The organism is Cupriavidus sp. 01L46 (assembly GCF_056399905.1).
Genome location: NZ_JBFTSF010000001.1, coordinates 163,227 through 181,117, shown reverse-complemented (window position 1 = coordinate 181,117; position 17,891 = coordinate 163,227). Strand labels below are relative to the sequence as shown.

Below are 17,891 nucleotides of genomic sequence, written 5' to 3'. Positions count from 1 at the left end.
AATCGTTCTGGTTTGTCGTTTTGGTTTGTCGCTTTACTTCGGTGTTCTGCTTCGGTGTTCTGCTTCAGCCGGCGCCGGCCAGCCGCGGAGGCAAAGGGATCTCCAGTTGCAGCAGCAGGAAAGACAGTGCCTTGCCGTGCGTATCCAGGTTGAGGGCATCGTTCACGCCACCATCGAGCACGCCGTCGATGACGAAATTCATCGCCTGCAGCGAGGACACCAGGTAGCGCTTGACCGCCGCCGGCTGGCGGTGGCGGAACAGCGCCGCCACCGCGTCCTCGGTGACATGCGCGACAAGGTGGTCGAAATCGCGCGCGTCGTAGGCGATCACGCTGATGTTGGAGCGATCCCCCTTGTCGCCCGTGCGTCCGTGCGCGAGCTGGTAGAGCGCGATGGTGGCAGGGGTAGCGGTTGCGGTAGCGGTTGCAGTAGCGGTTGCGTTCATGGCAGCAGGGAGTGGCTTGCGGTGACGGCGCTGCGCGGCACCAGGCAGGACATGGCGTTCAGCCGCGCGCGCAACGCGGTGCGCACACCGCCGCCGCCGGCGGGGCCGCACGTGTACAGCGCATTGACTTCACGCAGCAGCGCTTCGGCCACGGGCTTGTCCTCGTGCGCCAGCGCGGCGCGCAGGCGTACGTCCTGCGCCTGTGCCTCGCCGGGTTGTGTCTGTTGCAGCAGGCGGCCGCCATCGTCGGCAAAGACGCTCAGCACACCGATCAGGTCGAAGCGGATCGGCACCGCATGGCCGAGCAGATCCATGCGCTTGCGCACGATCTGCGCAGCCAGGCGCGCACGCGCCGCGGCGTTCGGGCCGGCGTACGAGATCTCGCCTTCCGCGATCCAGCCGCCTTCGTAGAACAGGTTGGCCTTAAGCTGTTCGGGCCGCTCGCGGCCACGCACATTGCGCACCGCCACGCGGTCCGGGCCGATCTGCTCGACGGTGGCCGCACTGATGTCGGCGATGACGTCGGGCGTCAGATAGGCGGCGGGGTCGTGCACTTCGTAGAGGAGCTGCTCCTTGACCGTGCGCAGGTCCACGCAGCCGCCCGTATCCGCCGCCTTGCTCACTTCGATATTGCCATCTTCGTCCAAGCGCACGATGGGATAGCCGACGGCGTGCACATCCGGCACGTCCTTCATGCCGGGATCGGCGAAATAGCCGCCGGTGACCTGCGCCCCGCATTCCAGCAAATGCCCGGCCATGGTGGCGCGCGCCAGGCGGTCCCAGTCCTGCCACGACCAGTCAAAATGCGCCATGGCCGGGCCTACCGCCAGCGCGGGATCCGCCACGCGGCCGCACACCACGACCTGCGCGCCGGCGCGCAGCGCATCGGCAATGCCGCGCGCGCCAATGTAGGCGTTGGCGCAAACAAAGCGTGCATCCGGAAAGCCCGCGCCCACAATCTTGCGCAGCACCGCTCGGCCCGCGTCGTGCGAGAGATCGTCGCCCTCCACCACCGCCACCCGTGGCGGTGCCAGGCCCAGCTCCGCCGCCAGCGCGCGCACGCGCTGCGCCGCAGCATGGGGATTGGCCGCGCCAAAATTGCCGACGATGGGAATGCCGTTGGCCAGGCACAGCCCCAGCACCGGCGCGAGCAGGGCGTCGAGCAGGGGCTCGTAGCCGTGGGCGGGATTGTTGCGGCGCGCCAGCTGGGCCAGCGCCAGCGTGCGCTCGGCCAGCGTCTCGAACATCAGCACGGCCGGCCCGCCGGCTGCGATCAGCGTGCGCACCACGGGCAGGGCGGCGTCGGTGCGGTCGCCGGAGAAGCCGGCGCCGGAGCCGATCAGCAAAGGGGCGGTCATAGGATGAAAGCCTGGTGAGAACCGGGTGAACAAAGGCTGGCCGTGCGCGGGGTTGCGGGCCGATGCGGCTATTCTAGACGTACCGCCGTCAACCAAAAAGCGGATAATTTGGATTAATCTATCGACTTTCCAGATTAAATCGAAGCCGCTGGCGCTTGCCAATGAACCTCTCCGTCAAACACCTGCGCGCCTTTGTGGCCCTGGTCACGCACCGCAACTTCACCCGCGCGGCGCAGGCCTGCCACCTGTCGCAATCCGCCTTCAGCGCGCTGATCCAGACGCTGGAGGAGCAAGCCGGCGCGCGGCTGTTCGAGCGCACCACGCGCCACGTGGAACTCAGCGTGGAAGGACGGCGCTTCGAAGACGTGGCGGCGCGGTTGCTGGCCGATTTCGAGACCGCCTTCGCGGAGCTGCGCGACCATGCCGAACGCCGCAAAGGACGCGTCTCGATCGCCGCGCTGCCCTCGCTGGCGGCAGGCGACCTGCCGCCGATCCTGGCCGCCTTCCACCAGCGCTACCCCGGCATCGCCATCGAACTGTTTGACCTGCTGGCGGACGGCTGCATCGACCTGGTAAGGCGCGGCCGCGCGGATTTTGCGCTGGCGCCCGCCCCCGCGCAGGATAGCGACCTGCGCATCGAGCCCCTGGTAACGGACACCTTCCACCTGGTTTGCCCCGCTGGCCATCCCCTTGCCAATCGGCGGCGCGTGACTCCGCAAGCGCTGGCCGGCCTGCCCTTCATCCAGCTATCCCGGACCAGCAGCGTACGCCAGCACCTGGACGCCGCGCTCCATCCGCTCAAGCTCAACGGGGTCATGGAAGTGGAACACCTGGCCACCGTCGCCGCGCTGGTAGCGGCCGGACTTGGCGTGACCGTGGTGCCGGCCTTGGCGCTATTCCAGTTCCAGCAAGAAAGCCTGGCCATCCGGCCCATGCAGCTGCCATCGCTGGTGCGGGAGATTTGCCTGGTGCGCTTGAAGGAGCGGGGAGATTCGACGGCGGCGGCAGCGATGATCGAAGCGCTGCAAGCACATTTCAAGAAGGGCAAGGCGGCCTGAACAGGCGGCGCGCACAGGCCCGCCGAAACCAGCAAGATCGGCAACTCCACCGCAACAACGATGTAGCCGTGATGCCCGCCCCCAGGCGGGAAACACCCGTGCGATCCCGAGGGGGTGTCGCCCCATCCGGCGCGCCTTTTTTGCCTACTTTTTTGGCAAGACAAAAAAGTAGGTCGCCGCCCCGCAGGGGTGGTGAAACTGCAGTGGCTTTTGACTTTGAAGTCAATCAGTTGCAGTTGCAGTTGCACCCAAAACCAAAAATCAAAAATGCGCCAGATACCCCCCATCCACCGCCAAAACATGCCCAGTCACATATGAAGCCGCCCCCGAAGCCAGAAACACCACCGCCCCCGCAATCTCCTCCGGCTGCCCCCACCTCCCAAGCGCGGTCCTCTGCCGCAACCACTCGGCAACGCCAGCATCATCCACCATCGGCTGATTGGGCTCGGTAGCAAAATACCCGGGCGCAACCGCATTCACAGTCACCCCGTCGCGCCCGAGATCCGCTGCCATGGCGCGCGTCAGCGCATCGAGCCCACCCTTGGTAGCGGGATACAGCACATCGTTGGCACGCGCCACCTGCCCCGCAATCGAGCTGACATTGACGATGCGCCCGTAGCGCCCGCGCCGCATCAGCTGCGCCGCGTGGCGGCACAGGGCGTAGGGCGCCACCAGGTTGGTCTCCAGCATCTCGCGCAGGTCCGCCGCATCCAGGTGCGCCATATTGCTGCGGTTGCGCGCACCGGCGTTGTTGACGAGGATATCCAGGCGGCCATGCGTGGCATCGATGTGGGCGAAGGCGGCGTCGACCGCGGCTGCATCGGTGACGTCGAGCACCAGCGGCTCGGCGCGGCCGCCGTCAGCGGCCAGCGCGGCAACGGCGGCATGCACGCGCTCGGCATTGCGCGCGGCGACGATGACGTGTGCGCCGGCTTGCGCCAGCCCGGCGGCAATCGCCTGGCCCAGGCCTTGCGCGCCGCCGGTGACCAGCGCCACGCGGCTTTCGAGGGAAAAAGGTAAGGTAGCCATGCGGCGACTATACCGCAGCGGGCCTAGCGGATCAGCTTGCCGGTGGACGACACGATCGACATTTCGACAAACGACGAACCCGTATGCCGCGTCGGGCTGTAGCTGATCAGGATGCCGCCGAGGTCATAGTCGCGCAGGCTCTCCAGCGCGCCGACCAGCCGCTCGCGCGTCAGGTCCGGCCCGGCACGGCGCAGGCCCTCCACCAGCACCTTGGCCGACATGAAACCTTCCATGCCGGCATTGCTCGGGTCCACGCCTTGTTGCCGCGCCAGGCTGCGGTATTCGCTGGCAATGCTCATCTGGCTAGAGTTGGTGCCTGGCACCACCTGCGTGATGATCAAGCCGCGCGCATCCTCGCCGAGCTCCTTGATAAAGGAATCCGCAGCATTGTTGGACAGCGTGACGAACTGCGCCTGGCTGCCGCCGCGGCGCAGCTCCTTGATCAGGCGCGCCGCCTCGGAGCCGGAGCCGATGACCAGCACCGCTTGCGGATTGGCCTTGTTGATGGCAGCGACACCGGGCTGGATATCGCCCATCGGGCGCGCAAACGAGGCACTGGCCGCCGGCTGCACGCCACGCGCCTGCAGCGCGGTGCTGAAGCCTTCGAACACGTCCTGGCCAAAGCCGTCGTTGGCGTAGAAGATGGCGATGCGGGTCATGCCCGAAGTGGCAAGATGGTTGATTGCGCGGGCCACCTCGTCCTGGTACTTGGCACGTACGTTGAACACGTAGCGGTTGACCGGGCGGTGCAAGGTGATGGCGCCGGTCAGCGGCGCCACCAGCGGCACCTTCTCGGCGTTGACGATGGGCAGGATGCTTTCGTTCTGCGGCGTGCCGCGCACCATGAAGAGCGCGAATACCTTGTCTTCCTGGACCAGCTTGCGCACATTGTCGGGCGTGCGCTTGGCGTCGAAACCGTCGTCGTACGTCACCAGCTCGATGCGCCGTCCCCCCACGCCACCGTTGGCATTGACCGTTTTCAGGTAGACCTGCGCCCCGGCGATCTGCTCTTTGACCGAACCCGCCACCGGCCCGGTCACCCCGGCCGATTGCCCGATCTTGATGGTGGTCCTGGTGACCTCTTGCTCGGCCTGTGCCAGTGGCGCAAGCCCACCCAGCGTGGCGGCCAGCAGGCCGCACGCTATCCATGTTGTCTTCATCTCCGACCCCTCGTTCGTTTGCGAATCTTTTGCTTTTGTCATGCGCGCCACGGATAGGCGCGGCGACAAGCAAATTACCTCAAAGCAAGGCGACTCGGCAAATCGCTGTTGCGAACGCGGCTCAGGAGGGGAAATAGCGGGCGCCGGCCCGCCGGGCAGGCGGCCCTCAGGCCGCCGAGCCTCGGCGTGACAACGGTGCAGTCCTGCCCGTCAGGGCAAGCGCAAGGGAGAACTCAGGGAAAAGCGGGTACGGCCGGATCCAGCCCGGCGAAGCGGGCTTCCGGATGTGCCGATTGCAGCAGCGCTTCGATTTCCTCGACGCGGCCACGCGGCACGTCCACCATCAGCAGGATCTTGCCTTCCTCGATGTCCTTTTCGAAAGCCTTGTGCCGGCTGTTGGGCGCGGAGCAGCCGATCATGCTGGACGCCCAGGCGCCGAACACCGCGCCCAGCACCGCCAGCACGCCGACCAGGCCCCATTGCGGGGTCTCGCTGACAATCGGGAACATCGCCACCAGCGCGCCCGCCACGATGCCAATGCCGCCACCCACCATCAGCCCCATCTCGGCGGCATGGACGATATCGGAAGTCTGGAACAGGTTGGCTTCATGCAAGCCGCTCATATCGGCGCCATCGCGCGCGACAAAGTGGATGTGGCTGTTCTCGATGCGAGCCAGCAGCAGGTCGTCCATGGTGCGGCGAGCACTCACCAGATCGGGCAACAACCAGAAGATACGTTTGCGCATGACTCTCTCCTCGCTTCAGGCCACGTCAGGCCGTTTCGGACTATCCCGGCAGCGGTGTGCATGCGGAGTCGCCTTCACGCAACCATGCCAAGCCAGATGGTGGAGGTGCATCCGTATCCGCCCTGGGGACGGGTTTTTTCATTTGTACGCCAGTCGCGGGGGGAGCGCAAGGCAACATCGCAGCGATGCCGCCCACGCGTCACCTCGCGCCGTTTTCCTCCGGTCCGAGTGCGCCGCTTGCATCAGAATGTGATCGGCAAGCGCACGGTTACCGTCAGGTTTGGCGTATCGGTGGTAAGCCCGGCGCCGACCGATACGTTCAGCGTGTACCGGCTGTTGAAGCGATAGGAATAGCCCACCAGCAAGGTGCCTTGCGTCACCCGCACCGAGCCCGGCACCGTCGAGCCGTTCTGCTTGGTCGGCCAGATGATGCTCTGGTCGTAGCCGATACTGAACGAGGCATGCTCGTTGAGCGAGAGGCCGATACCAAAATTGAAGCCGAAGATATCGCCCGGCGCGATCTTGCCAAGCGACTCCTGTTGCCCGTTCAGTACCGTGCGGCTGACATTGTCCCGCGCGAAATTGTGCAGATAGCTGAAGGTGCCGAAAAACACCGCCGGGTCGGTCGGCAACAACCACGTAATGCCTGGCTGGATCGCCTGGAAGCCGGTACCCGTGGGCAGCCCCAGCGGCAAGCCGGTGCCGGTGGTATTGCCCACGCAGCGCGTCACGCAATCGGTCACCACATCGAAGGGGCTCTTGCCGGTGGCGGACTTGTAGCGCAGCCAGCCGATGAAGTACGGCATTTTCTCGTTGCCGTAATTGATCTGGTAGCGCACTGTGGCTTCCACGTCGCCCAGCCCCCTGCCGCTGGCATTGAAGACGTTATCGACCGCGGTACCGGTGAAGACTTCACGGCTGATCGTCGAGCCGGAACTCTCCACGTAAGGCACCTTGGCCTCGATCTCCAGGCGCTTGGTGAGGCCGTAGCGAAACGCGACGGCTTCGATGTAGGTCGAGGTCTTGACCTCGCGCACATCGATCAGGCCGATCAGGATCGCGGGGATGATGGTGTAGCCAACCAGCGCCACCCGGTTGCTGGACGAATATCCGTACTGGAAGCTTGGCTCGACCACCAGCTTGCCAGGGGGTGTCAGCACGCCGGGCTGGTCGAAGATCGGCGCGATCGCAGGCGGGGCCGTGTTGGCCTCGGGGGGTTTGCCCACCGGCTGCTCGTCGCCGGCGACGGCCATCTGGGTGCTGTCCTGCGCACCGCTCTGGTTGTTGTTAGGGGGACTGTCGCTGGCTTGCGGCAGGTTGTTGGTATTGGGCAAGCCTTGCGTGCCCGCCGAGCCGGCAGCGGCGGCGGCGGCATTGGTGGCGGTATCTCCTGGGGTCACGCCGCCAGTGCCAGGCGCGCGCTGGCCGCCGCGCTTTCTTGCCAGCACGTCGGTGCCCAGCACGCTGCGCAACTCGCGGATGGTGGCCTCCTGCTCCGCCATCGAGCGCTTCATCTGCTCCAGGGTGGCGGCCTGCTCGGTCACCTCCCGCTTTAGCGCTTCCAGCTTTGCCGCGGCTGGTCCTTCATCGGGGGGGGTCTGGCCCTGTGCCATCCCGCCCAGCAACAGCAATGTCGAACACCCGGCCTGCCGGATGCCTCGCAGCGACCCTTTTTTCATTTCGCCTTCCTCCCCCGGACGGCGGACTCCCTCGTACAGGAGTCCGCAACCTGCTTAACCCATACTGCCTCTCTCTTTGCGCAACTTGCTGCCAGTCGTCCGTCTTCAATGCCTGCCGGCTGCACTGAGCAATGCACTGTTCAACGTCGCGTTGGCCACCTGGGCGCGGAATGCCTGCAAGGTGTTAACCCCTGCGTTGATGGTCACCAGGTTCTGGATCGATTGATTGTTCAACGTGTTCTGAATCACCGTCACCGGCGCACCGGCCAGCATGCTCGCCGCGGCGCTATTGCCCGGCCCGTTCTGGATCAGGCTCAGCACACCGTTAGTGGTTACCGTGGCACCGGCCGCCGCGATCGCTGTCGCCGGCAGGCTGGTCACCACGGTGCCCGCGCTGGCGCTGACACTGGTGCCGGTACTGCTACTGCTGCCTCCTGCTGCGCTGCTGCCGTTGGCCCCGCTGGTGCCGGCAGTCACGGGATTGGAAGCCAGCGCGTTGCCCACGGCCGTGGCCGCCGCCGCCCCGGCGCCGGTCGCCACACCGAGTGCCGCGGCCAACCGTGTCGCCTGATCGGCGGTGATGCGGCTCACATCGGGAATAGTAAGACTGGTTGACACCACCAACGCACCGTTGATGAGCACGGAGCGTTCGATACCGAACGAAACCTGTAGCCCGCCGCCAACGTCGAAGCCGCCACGCAGGTCATCCAGGCGCTCCTGCGCCACGGGTTTCCAGCTCGCCATGGTGGTGCGAGCCGCGTGCACCTGCGGTGCCGGTGCTTGCGCGCGCACGGCTGCAGGCGTCGCGATGGCGGGGTCGCCGGACGGCTCGGCGGCCGGACGCGCGGCTGCGGCAAAGCCGCCGCGCAGGTCTTGCAGGTGTTCATCCGCCACCGGCTTCCAGGCAACCGTGTCGGACGGCGCCGCCGGCGGTGGTGCCGGGGCCTGGAGATCCTTGGTATTCAATGGACCGGATGGCCCGGATGCGGCCTCGAGCGCGCCGCTGCTATCTGTCGCGGCATCCGGCGCGGCATTCGGTGCGGCTTCGGCGGGGTGGTCCGCCAGGGGCGCCGCAATGGGTTCTTGCTGGGCCGGCGTCCGGCCGGCCATGCTGCCGAGCGCGGCAGCCAGGTAGGGGTTATCGGTCCGGCTATCGGTCCGGCTATTGGATTGCTCCGGCACGGCCGGCGCTGCGGCAAGGCCAGCGGGCCCGGACTCGCTATGCAAGTCGAGCGCCTCGATCCCGGTGCCTTCGTCGGCCCGCGCTTGCCCGGCGCAGGCCAGGCCAGCGCCAAGCAACACCACCGCGGTGGCCGAACCGGCCCGGCCGCGGCGGCGGCGCTGCGCTGGCTTTGAGGATGTCTGGAACATGGTACGTTCCTTAGAAATCGCTACCGCCATGCGAAGGCATGACGGTGAAGAACAGACTATCCCGGTTGATGCCCATCGAATAAGGGCCGCTTGGCGCTATGCGCCAGTCGGCCGCGAGATTGAACCGCGCCGATTCCTCGCGGTTGTGAATGACGAACAGCAAATGGCTGTCCCAGATCTGCTCGAAGTGCTCGCGCGACAGCGCGCGCGTGCCCAGCGCCGGATCTCCGACCAGCACGCGGTTGCCGTGCACGCCCTTGACCACAACGAAATGGTGGTAGCCGTTTTCGATCACCAGCACGATGGCCGGGATCTGGGTTTCCTCCAGCTTGGAAAGCGGCAGCTCATAGCCGTCGGCCTGGAAGCCGCGCGACTCCAGGAAGCGTTTCATGTCCAGCAGCGAAAAGCCCTCCTGCCGGATCTTGGCTTGGTCGCCGTTGACGTACATGTTCTGGAACACCGTCTGCTCGTTGACCGGATAGCCATACTGGTAGGTGAGCAGTGTCGCCACGGCGGCGGAGCCGCAACTGAAGTCGTATTGCTGGCGAATGGTGGTCTTGTACCGCGCCTCCTTGAGGCTGGTCACGCGTACGTTGTAGTAGTTGCCGCCATCGCCCGTGACGACGGCGTAGTCGGCCCAGGCCACCGGTGCGCTGGCCGAAGCCAGCAGCAGCGTGGCCTGCAAGAGCAGCTTGCGCAGCGTCATGGCTTGAACTGGACGTTAATGATGGTCGCGTTCTGGATCAGCACATTGGAACCCGTGTTCTGGATCACGGTAGGCAAACCCGCGGCACTGGCGAAAGACCCTTCGGCAATGCTGTTGGAGCCACTGATCACACGGTTGGCGCTGTTATCCGCCACCGTGCCGGCCAGACGCATGTCATTGACCACGAGTTCGGAGCCGCCACGGATATCCTGCAGTTTGTCGCTGCCGACAGGCTTGCCGAGACCGGCGAGAACGCCGCGCTCACGTGCGGTCGCGGGAGGTATTTGGTCCGGTGCCGCCGCGCTATGTTCCGTGGCGGTGCCGGTGTTGGCCGCGGGCACTGCGGCAGATGGCCCCGCGGGCTGCGGCTCGGCGCAGGCCTGCAGGCCTGGCCAAACGAGGATTGCTGTCGTCATCGCGATGACAGCGGAGCGGACCGATCGCATTGGTGTCTCCTTCAGCCTTCCGTATGCCGCCCCCATCCTGGCGGCCACGCAAAAGACGAGTGGACTCTTCGTCGAATGGGGCATCCCGGACACGAGCAACGCGCCGGAATGCCCTAAGTTGCCGGAGTCAAGCCGTGCCGGCGGAACGTGCGTGCGGGCCATCCACCCGCTGCGCACGCCACCGCCGCGCACTTGCCTTACTTGCCGACCGCCAGGTTGGCCTGGACGTTGACGCTTTGTTGCACCAGCGAAGCGAAGCCGCTGTTTTGGTTGGCGATCATGATGCCCGCCGCCGACTGACCAACGCTGGTCATGGTGTTGGACATATTGAAGGTGCCAGCATTGACGGAGTTGCTACCGCCGGCACCGCCGGCACCACCCACTGCGCCATTACCGGTACCACCAGTGCCGCCCATGCCCACGCCGCCAGCGCCACCGCCGCCGGATGCCGCACCAACCGCGCCGTTGCCGGCCGTTGCGCTGCCGTTGCTGGCCATGGTCGATGCGCCGCCATTGGTCGCGCTGCCGCCTGCACCGCCGTTACCGCCCACGCTGGCTTGGGCTCCGCCCGCGCCGCCCGTGCCGCTAGCTGCGCCGGCAGTAGAGGTCGCTGCGCCGCCGCTACCCGAGCCGCCTGCGCCGCCCGTGCCGCTGGCTGCGCCGCCGGTCGCCACAGCCGTGCCAGAGCCACTGGAGCCACCGGAGCCACCCGATGCCGTTGAGGCGCCGCCAGCCGCAGTAGCCGTACCGGCACTGCCGTTGCCACCACTTCCATTGTTGCCCCTGGCTCTGCTGTCGCCACCGAGGCCAACGCTTGCCGCAAGCGCGCCACCGCCGTCACTGCCGGCGCTACCGCCCTTGCCGCCGCCGCCCGTCTTCGCCGCGCCAAGCGCGCCGCCGCCGTCGCTGTAGACACCGCCGCCCTTGCCACCCAGGCCAGCACTGCCAGCAAGCGAATCGCCACCAGACGCCCTGGCGTTGCCGCCGTCGCCGCCCCAGCCAACGGCCTTGCCGCCATTGCCGCCGTCGCCTGCACTGGCGCTGCCATTGGAGGCATAGCCCGCAGTGGCGCTGCCATTGGTAGCCGAACCGCCGCTGCCGCCGCTGCCGCCGTTGCCGCTGTTGCCGCCATTGCCACCAGTGCCGCCCTTGCCGGTGCCGCCATAGCCAGCGCCGCCCTTGCCACCGGCGCCGCCATTGGCATTGCCGTTGTTGGTGGCAACGTTGCCGATATTGCCGATCGAGATGCCGCTCACCGAGCCAGACAGCTTGCTGATGGCGATGGCCTTGCTACTGTTGAAGGAGTTGCTGAAGTTGGCGGTGGCCGTGCTGCCGTTGTTGGCGCCAGCGTTGCCATAGCCGTCGTCGAAGGTGACCTTGCCCTTGTTATCGGCGTTGGTCTTGGTAACGGTGGTGTTCTTCGTCGAGGTCTTGGTGTCTACCTTGGTGTGAGTGCTGGAATCCTGCCACGCCGTGGAGTTCTCGTTTGCCGCAGCGCCACTACCGGACTGAGTTGAAGTTGCAGTGGCCGTTTGTGTGTTACTGCCAAATGATTTCGCGCTATTGTTGTTCGTCGGATTGGCCCAGGCCTGACCGCCAGCCCCAAGGGCTAAAGCAATCGCCGACGCAAGTAAGGTCTTTTTCATACAAAGCTCCCAGGAGGATGTCACAGCGGCTCAGCCTCGCACCGGCACTCGGGGAGAATGCCGGCCAGAGGCTCAGGTCCGGCATTCCGCCAAACCAGCCTCTCATTGCGCATAATCAGTGCCAGGGAGTGGCTCAAATCCCGCGATCCCTTGAAGCACAAGGGCTACAAAGCCTTCAAATCAGCCTTTCTCTAGCTTCCTGACGACGGGCGCGGGCGCCGCCGCTGTGAACCGCACACGACATGTCACACGGCTGTGACACGGCCGGACGCACTGCATGGACAGGCTTTCCCCGGGACAGCCGAAAATTCCCTGCTATCAGGCCTTTAGCGGGGTTCCTAAGGAAAACCCTTGGCCGCAAGCGCTGTATCAGGAATGAAACACGCCTCGCTGCCGGTGCGCTGGTCGCCGCTCGCGACGGGTCTCAAGCCTTCGGATGACACCCGGCCGTTGCAGTCAGGCACGGCATGCGTTGCCCTGCCGCGCAGGGGGTTTAATGTATGGTGATTGCGCTGCATGCTGCCCATGCGGTGCGCGCGCGCAACGCCTTCGCAATGTTTAAGCAACTAATAAGCAACATGCAGCAACATGACTAGGCTCTATGTCTGATTTAAAGTACATTAAGGCTAATTCAAACCTGTCGCCCAATCACAAGGGAAACCATGAGTGAAGCCGTCGTTCCCCTGTATCACCAGATTTACGTGGTACTACGCCAACAGATCGTGGAAGGCCGCTTTGGTCAAGGCCCCTTGCCCGGTGAAATCGACCTCGCCAAGCAGTTTCACGCCTCGCGCGTGACCATGCGGCGCGTGTTCGATCGCCTGGTGCAGGAGGGGTTGGTACGCCGTCACCGTGGCCTTGGCACCTTCGTCAACCCGCATCCGATCAAGCCGGTCACGCTCGGCGACCGGCCCGGCAGCCTGCTCGACAATATCATCGACATGGGCCAGAAGACCTCGGTCAAGGTGATCTCGATCGACGATGTGCATGCCACCCCGGAAGTCGCCGAAGCGCTTGGCCTGCAGCCGGGCGACCCGGTGGTCAAGGTGGTGCGCGTGCGTCACTACGGCAGCCGCCCGCTGTCGCACATCACGGCCTATCTGCCGGCCGACCTGGGCCGCGGCCTGAACCGCAAGGATCTCGAGATCACGCCGATGCTGCGCCTGCTCGAGGCCGCGGGCGTGCAGCTTGGGCGCGCCACCCAAACGCTCTCGGCCCGGCTGGCCGACGTGGTGGTAGCGCCGCTGCTGGACGTGCCGGTAGGCGGTGCGCTGCTGGCGGTGCGCCGCGTGGTGCTGGACAAGGCTGGCCGCCCGGTGCAATTCCTGCTCGGCCAATACCGTCCGGACCGCTACGAGTACCGCATGGAGCTGTCTCCCGCCGGCGGCGACAGCGCCAACGTATGGGTGGAGCGCGAAGCACGAACGGGGCTGCGCGAGTAAGAAAAGCAAGCGATACTGCACGCTCACGATCATCCTGGAAGGAAACCGCGATGCCTGCACCCCGCATGGGCCGACCACGCTCCCAAGCGCTCACACACCCCTCGCGCCGCAAGGCAATGCGCGGGCTGCTCGGCGCCGCCAGCCTTGCCTTGCTTGCGCAGGCGCCGTCAGCGCGCGCCCAGGTGGCCGGGCGCAAACCCATCCGCATCCTGGTGGGGGCGCCCGCCGGCGGCACCACGGACACGCTGGCGCGCACCATCGCCCAGGAGATGTCCCGGGAGCTGGACCAGCCTGTGCTGGTGGAAAACCGCCCGGGTGCCGGCGGCAATATCGCCGCCGACCTGGTCGCCAAGAGCGCACCCGACGGCACCACCTTGCTGATGAGTTTCACCAGCCACACCATCAACGCCACGCTGTACAAGAAGCTGCCCTTCGACCCGGTCCAGGATTTCACGCCGATCACGCTGGTGGCGACCGTTCCCAGCGTGCTGGTTGCCTCGCCGAGCCTGCCCGCGAATAACATCCCGGAATTGATCCAGCTGGCCAAGAGCCAGCCGGGTAAGCTGAATTTTGCGATCGGCTCGGTGGGTTCGTCCGTGCACCTGGCCGGCGACATGTTCAAGATGATGACGGGCACCTACATCGTCAACATCCCCTACAAGGGCACCGCGCCGGCCATTACCGACCTGCTCTCGGGCCAGGTCGACCTGATGTTCGCCAGTACCTTCAACGTGCTCCCGCACGTCAGGACCGGGAAACTCAAGGTGCTTGGCGTCACCAGCCCGGCGCCGCTGCCGCAGTTCCCCGGGGTCGCACCGATCGGCGCCACCGTCAAGGGGTTCGAGTCCAGCGCCTGGTTCGGCCTGTTCGGCCCCGCTGGCCTGCCGCCGGACGTCTTGCAGGCGCTCTACCAGGCTGCCCGCAAGGGCCTTGAGGCACCCGCGGTGCGCAAGCGCCTGGAGCTCGACGGCGCGCAACCGGTCGGCAATTCGCCAGAGGCCTTTGCCGCCTTCGTGCGCAATGACATCAAGCGCTGGGCCAAGGTGGTCAAGTATTCGGGAGCCACGCCGGAATGAGACCGCTTGCCGGCCCCGCCCACACGCCGGCCACGTTGGCGCAGAAGCTGGTTGCCCGGGCTGCCGGCCTGGAGACGGTCACGCCGGGCACCATCGTGACGTGCCGGGTGGACCTGGCCATGTCGCACGATTCCAGCGGCCCGCGCCGGGTGGCGCCGCTGCTGCGCGAACTGGGCGCCAAAGTGTGGGACCCGGAGCGCTATGTGGTGGTGACCGATCACTACCTGCCCGCGGCCGATCCCGAGGCAGAGGCCATCGTGCGTTTCACCCGCGACTGGGTCCGCGAGGCGCGCTTGCCCCACTTCATCGACGGCGAAGGCATCTGCCACCTGGTATTGCCCGAACACGGCCACGTGCTGCCGGGACGCTTCATCGTGGGCGGCGACAGCCACAGCCCCACCGGGGGCGCGTTCGGGGCCTATATGTTCGGCATCGGCGCGACCGAGATGGCTGGCGTGCTGGCCACCGGCGAGATCTGGTTGCGCGTGCCGCATACCATCCGCCTGCAATGGGACGGCAGGCTCTCTGCCGGGGTTTGCGCCAAGGACATCATGCTGTTCCTGTGTGGCCGGCTAGGACTGGACGGCGGGCGCTATGAAGCCATCGAATATACCGGCGAGGCCGTGATGGCCCTGCCCATGCAGGAACGCATGACGCTTGCCAACATGAGCGCGGAGCTTGGCGCACAGACCGGCCTGATCGCGCCCGACGCCACCACGCAGGCCTGGCTGGCGCAGGCCGGCGTGCCCGCCGCGACGCTCGACGCCATCACACTCTCGCACTGGCGCACCGAGCCGGGCGCGCCAGTGCTGGCGAACCACCGCTTCGACGCGGCCGCGCTGGCGCCGCAGGTGGCCGCGCCGCATTCGCCGGCCAACACCGGCCCGGTCGACCAGGCCGCCGGCCAGCGCGTGGACATCGCCTACCTGGGGGCCTGCACCGGCGCCAAGCTGGAGGACCTGCGCATGGCTGCCAGCGTGCTGCGCGGCCGGCGCGTGGCGCCGGGGGTCACGCTGCAGGTGGCGCCCGCCTCGCGGCGCGACCAGCGCCAGGCCGAGAGCGAGGGCACGCTGGCCATCCTGCTGGATGCCGGGGCGCAATTGCTGCCCAATGCGTGCAACGCGTGCGCGGGTTATGGCCCTTCCCGCTTTCCTGCCAACAGCCGCGCCATCGCCTCGACCGCGCGCAATTTTGCCGGCCGCATGGGCGAGAGCGGCAGCGCGGTCTGGCTGGCTTCGCCGCTGACCGTGGCGGCGTCCGCCGTCACCGGAAGCATCACCGACCCGCGCGGGTTGCTGCCATGAGCCCAGCCCCCATCCCTCCCCTTCCGGGCGGCCGGATCTGGCGCTTTGGCGACAACGTGGATACCGACCAGATGGCACCCGGCGCCCATATGAAGGGCGGTGTCGAAGAGATTGCACGCCACTGCCTGGCCGGGCTGCGGCCCGAGTTTCCAGCCACGGTGCGCCCCGGCGACCTGCTGGTGGCCGGGCGTAATTTTGGCGTGGGTTCCTCGCGCGAGCAGGCGCCGCAGGCACTGCGCCATCTCGGCCTGGCCGCGGTGATCGCGCCGTCTTTCGCCGGCCTGTTCTACCGCAATGCGATCAATCTGGGCCTGCCGGCGCTGATCTGCCCCGATGTCACACACCTGGTGGATGGCGGCACCGCGCGGCTCGAGCTTGCGCAGGCTTGCCTGATGCTGCCCGATGGCAAGCGCGTGGCGTGCGAGCCGATCCCCGAATTTCTGCGTGCCCTGCTGCAGGCCGGCGGGCTGGTGCCGCATTTGCGGGCCAGGCTGGCGGCGCAGCGCTAAACGCGCCCGCACAGGCAGCCGCACAGGCAGCCGCACAGGCAGCCGCGCAGGCAGCCGCGCAATCTCAAGCCGGGCGCCAGCAGGCGTACTGGCGCAGCAGGGCCATCACTTCCTCATCGGTGGTCTGCCTGAAATCCAGGTAGAACGCGCCCACGGCGCCAAAGCTGGCTGGCACGTTCAGGCAGATCACCTCGTCCGCCGATGCGCGCAGGCTGGCTTCGCCCTCGATGGAGGCCACTGGCACGGCCGCCACCACCCGCTTTGCCTGCGCCCGGCGCACGCCTTCCAGCGCGGCGCGCATGGTGGCACCGGTTGCCACGCCATCGTCCACCACGATCACGGTGCGCCCAGCCATGGCCGGCACCGAGGCATCACCGCGATAACGCCGCTGCCGCCGCCCGATCTCGTCGAGCTGGCGGCCGCGCTCGGCATCGAACGAACCACTTTCGCGTGCGCGGCGCGTCCAGGGATCGTCGTTGGCCACCGTCAGCGGCGCACTGCCGGCAGCGTCGCCCTCCACCACCGCGCCCAGCGCCAGCTCGGGATAGCCGGGAGCACCGATCTTGCGGACCAGCAGGATATCGAGCCGTCCTTCAAGGATCCGCGCCACCTCGAAGGCAACCGGCACACCGCCGCGCGGCAGCGCCAGCACCAACGGCGCCTCGCCGGCCTCGGCGGCGCCAAAGCCGCGTTCCGCCAGGTGCCGTCCAAGAAAGACCCCGGCTTCGCGGCGATCGGCAAAGCACGGCGGCAACGGCGGGAAGCGTGACATGGCTGGCTCCTGCAGTGGGTCGGTCGGGCCGGGGCAGGCCAGTGCCGCAGCGGTGCCGGCACGCGCTCACGGCAGCGAGGCAACGCGGCGTGCGCGTGCACTAGCCAAATATAGACCGATAAGGCCGGTGAATCGAGATGGGGAAAGGGAATCCGGAAAGGAATGCCGGATGGGACGGCTAAGGCACCACGCATGCCCGATCAGCGCGCCACGTGCTGGCGGCGCCTCGGCCCGCGCACCATTGGATGGGATTGCGCAACAGTGTATTTTGCCAGGGCCGGATTATCTTTCCGGCGCGTTTAGCTAAGATGGCCCGCATCGATGGCAGCCACAGGGATCGCCATTTCACCAGCGCCAGCCACGAGGCATCACCGCGTGGCACGCCAGTCAGACTCAGCGAGAACGCACATGAGCACGCATCACAAATCCACGCACGACACCCAGCGCAAGGAACAGGCGTTTACTGACGCCAGCGGCCTCGGCCTCGATATCCCATACGGCTCGCTCGACGCAGCGGCGCTTGCCGAGCTGCCGTATACGTTCCGGCCGGTGGGCACGGCCACTCGCTTCTACAACGAGTGCTTCAGCTAAGCCGCTCTGAACCGCTGAATGCAGCAACGCCGCGGATGCCCCAGGTCGCATGACCCCGGGCATCCGCGGCGTTTTCCATTGCGCCATGGCGCTCACGCGCTAGCGGCCACGCTTGGCGTCTTCCTTGGCGTCACCATAGGCGGCCTGCGTCTTGCCGGCGATCTGCTCCGCCTTGCCTTTGATCTCGGTACTGACGCTGCCGGTCATCTTCCCGGCAACTTCCTTCACCTTGCCCTTGGCTTCCTCGATACGGCCCTTCACTTGATCCTTGTTCATGGTCAGCTCCAGTTTTAGCGACGGTACAGGAATGAATCGCCCTCCGGCGGCGCGGCCGGCAATCTCGCCGTGCCCGCGCCGTGTCCACATGCATGGACAGGAGGGCGCTGAGATCAGCTTAGGCAGCCGCGGCGGCTTTGCGTGTCAGGTGGCGGCTGTAAGCCCTGTAGGACGAATGCCCACGCGAACGAGGCCCGGCCGTCCGGGAGACAGGGAAATCCGCTGGGAAATCAAAAGAGCGCCTCGCGTGGGAACACGAGGCGCTGGCCGGCAAGGA

18 protein-coding genes are annotated in these 17,891 nt (G+C 66.7%); 6 read left to right on the top strand and 12 right to left on the bottom strand.

The window, feature by feature from the left end; translation table 11 throughout:
- Positions 1-64: 64 nt before the first annotated feature.
- Together AC1DS3_RS00775 and AC1DS3_RS00770 are read right to left on the bottom strand one after the other, a co-directional pair.
- Positions 65-445: an AtuA-related protein gene (locus AC1DS3_RS00775; protein ID WP_441632684.1), complete on the bottom strand. Its 381-nt coding sequence runs from the start codon at positions 443-445 to the stop codon at positions 65-67.
- Positions 442-1,803 (bottom strand): acyclic terpene utilization AtuA family protein, encoded by a 1,362-nt coding sequence (locus AC1DS3_RS00770; RefSeq protein WP_441632682.1) that lies wholly within the window; start codon positions 1,801-1,803, stop codon positions 442-444. The genes AC1DS3_RS00775 and AC1DS3_RS00770 overlap by 4 nt, the downstream gene beginning before the upstream one ends.
- Before the next feature lie 161 nt (positions 1,804-1,964).
- Between AC1DS3_RS00770 and AC1DS3_RS00765 the strand changes: the two genes are divergently transcribed.
- Positions 1,965-2,861, top strand: a complete 897-nt coding sequence (locus AC1DS3_RS00765; RefSeq protein ID WP_441632680.1) for a LysR family transcriptional regulator — start codon at positions 1,965-1,967, stop codon at positions 2,859-2,861.
- Between the two features lie 261 nt (positions 2,862-3,122).
- On the opposite strand, the gene AC1DS3_RS00760 is transcribed toward AC1DS3_RS00765, so the two are convergent.
- From AC1DS3_RS00760 to AC1DS3_RS00725, 8 genes are all read right to left on the bottom strand, one after another.
- The gene (locus tag AC1DS3_RS00760) at positions 3,123-3,890 is read right to left on the bottom strand and encodes an SDR family oxidoreductase (protein ID WP_441632678.1); all 768 of its coding nucleotides are present in this window, start codon (positions 3,888-3,890) and stop codon (positions 3,123-3,125) included.
- 23 nt (positions 3,891-3,913) lie between these two features.
- Positions 3,914-5,050 (bottom strand): ABC transporter substrate-binding protein, encoded by a 1,137-nt coding sequence (locus AC1DS3_RS00755; protein ID WP_477126541.1) that lies wholly within the window; start codon positions 5,048-5,050, stop codon positions 3,914-3,916.
- Between the two features lie 233 nt (positions 5,051-5,283).
- Positions 5,284-5,796 (bottom strand): DUF1269 domain-containing protein, encoded by a 513-nt coding sequence (locus AC1DS3_RS00750; RefSeq protein WP_441632674.1) that lies wholly within the window; start codon positions 5,794-5,796, stop codon positions 5,284-5,286.
- Between the two features lie 242 nt (positions 5,797-6,038).
- Positions 6,039-7,475, bottom strand: coding sequence for an acetate kinase (locus AC1DS3_RS00745; RefSeq protein WP_441632672.1), 1,437 nt, complete (start codon positions 7,473-7,475; stop codon positions 6,039-6,041).
- Positions 7,476-7,580: 105 nt separating this feature from the next.
- Positions 7,581-8,846 carry a hypothetical protein gene (locus AC1DS3_RS00740; protein WP_441632670.1) on the bottom strand — a complete coding sequence of 422 codons (1,266 nt, stop codon included), beginning with the start codon at positions 8,844-8,846 and terminating at the stop codon, positions 7,581-7,583.
- Between the two features lie 10 nt (positions 8,847-8,856).
- Positions 8,857-9,552: a C39 family peptidase gene (locus AC1DS3_RS00735; protein ID WP_441632668.1), complete on the bottom strand. Its 696-nt coding sequence runs from the start codon at positions 9,550-9,552 to the stop codon at positions 8,857-8,859.
- On the bottom strand, positions 9,549-9,998 hold the full coding sequence (locus AC1DS3_RS00730) for a hypothetical protein (RefSeq protein WP_441632855.1): 450 nt from the start codon (positions 9,996-9,998) through the stop codon (positions 9,549-9,551). The genes AC1DS3_RS00735 and AC1DS3_RS00730 overlap by 4 nt, the downstream gene beginning before the upstream one ends.
- A gap of 197 nt (positions 9,999-10,195) precedes the next feature.
- Positions 10,196-11,644, bottom strand: a complete 1,449-nt coding sequence (locus tag AC1DS3_RS00725; RefSeq protein ID WP_441632666.1) for a hypothetical protein — start codon at positions 11,642-11,644, stop codon at positions 10,196-10,198.
- Positions 11,645-12,306: 662 nt separating this feature from the next.
- On the opposite strand from AC1DS3_RS00725, the gene AC1DS3_RS00720 reads away from it, so the two are divergent.
- The 4 genes from AC1DS3_RS00720 to AC1DS3_RS00705 are packed head-to-tail and all read left to right on the top strand — an operon-like array spanning position 12,307 to position 15,975.
- A complete protein-coding gene (locus tag AC1DS3_RS00720) occupies positions 12,307-13,086 on the top strand; it encodes a GntR family transcriptional regulator (protein WP_441632664.1) in 780 nt (259 codons plus the stop codon).
- Positions 13,087-13,136: 50 nt separating this feature from the next.
- Positions 13,137-14,162, top strand: a complete 1,026-nt coding sequence (locus tag AC1DS3_RS00715; RefSeq protein WP_441632662.1) for a tripartite tricarboxylate transporter substrate binding protein — start codon at positions 13,137-13,139, stop codon at positions 14,160-14,162.
- Entirely contained in the window at positions 14,159-15,466 is a 1,308-nt protein-coding gene (locus AC1DS3_RS00710) for a 3-isopropylmalate dehydratase large subunit (protein ID WP_441632660.1), read from the top strand. The genes AC1DS3_RS00715 and AC1DS3_RS00710 overlap by 4 nt, the downstream gene beginning before the upstream one ends.
- Positions 15,463-15,975, top strand: coding sequence for a LeuD/DmdB family oxidoreductase small subunit (locus AC1DS3_RS00705; RefSeq protein WP_441632658.1), 513 nt, complete (start codon positions 15,463-15,465; stop codon positions 15,973-15,975). The genes AC1DS3_RS00710 and AC1DS3_RS00705 overlap by 4 nt, the downstream gene beginning before the upstream one ends.
- Positions 15,976-16,039: 64 nt before the next feature.
- Here the strand turns inward: AC1DS3_RS00705 and AC1DS3_RS00700 are convergent, their stop codons facing one another.
- On the bottom strand, positions 16,040-16,747 hold the full coding sequence (locus AC1DS3_RS00700; protein WP_441632656.1) for a phosphoribosyltransferase: 708 nt from the start codon (positions 16,745-16,747) through the stop codon (positions 16,040-16,042).
- Positions 16,748-17,155: 408 nt separating this feature from the next.
- Between AC1DS3_RS00700 and AC1DS3_RS00695 the strand changes: the two genes are divergently transcribed.
- The gene (locus tag AC1DS3_RS00695) at positions 17,156-17,338 is read left to right on the top strand and encodes a hypothetical protein (RefSeq protein WP_441632654.1); all 183 of its coding nucleotides are present in this window, start codon (positions 17,156-17,158) and stop codon (positions 17,336-17,338) included.
- Between the two features lie 99 nt (positions 17,339-17,437).
- On the opposite strand, the gene AC1DS3_RS00690 is transcribed toward AC1DS3_RS00695, so the two are convergent.
- The gene (locus AC1DS3_RS00690; protein WP_441632652.1) at positions 17,438-17,614 is read right to left on the bottom strand and encodes a CsbD family protein; all 177 of its coding nucleotides are present in this window, start codon (positions 17,612-17,614) and stop codon (positions 17,438-17,440) included.
- Between the last annotated feature and the right edge of the window lie 277 nt (positions 17,615-17,891).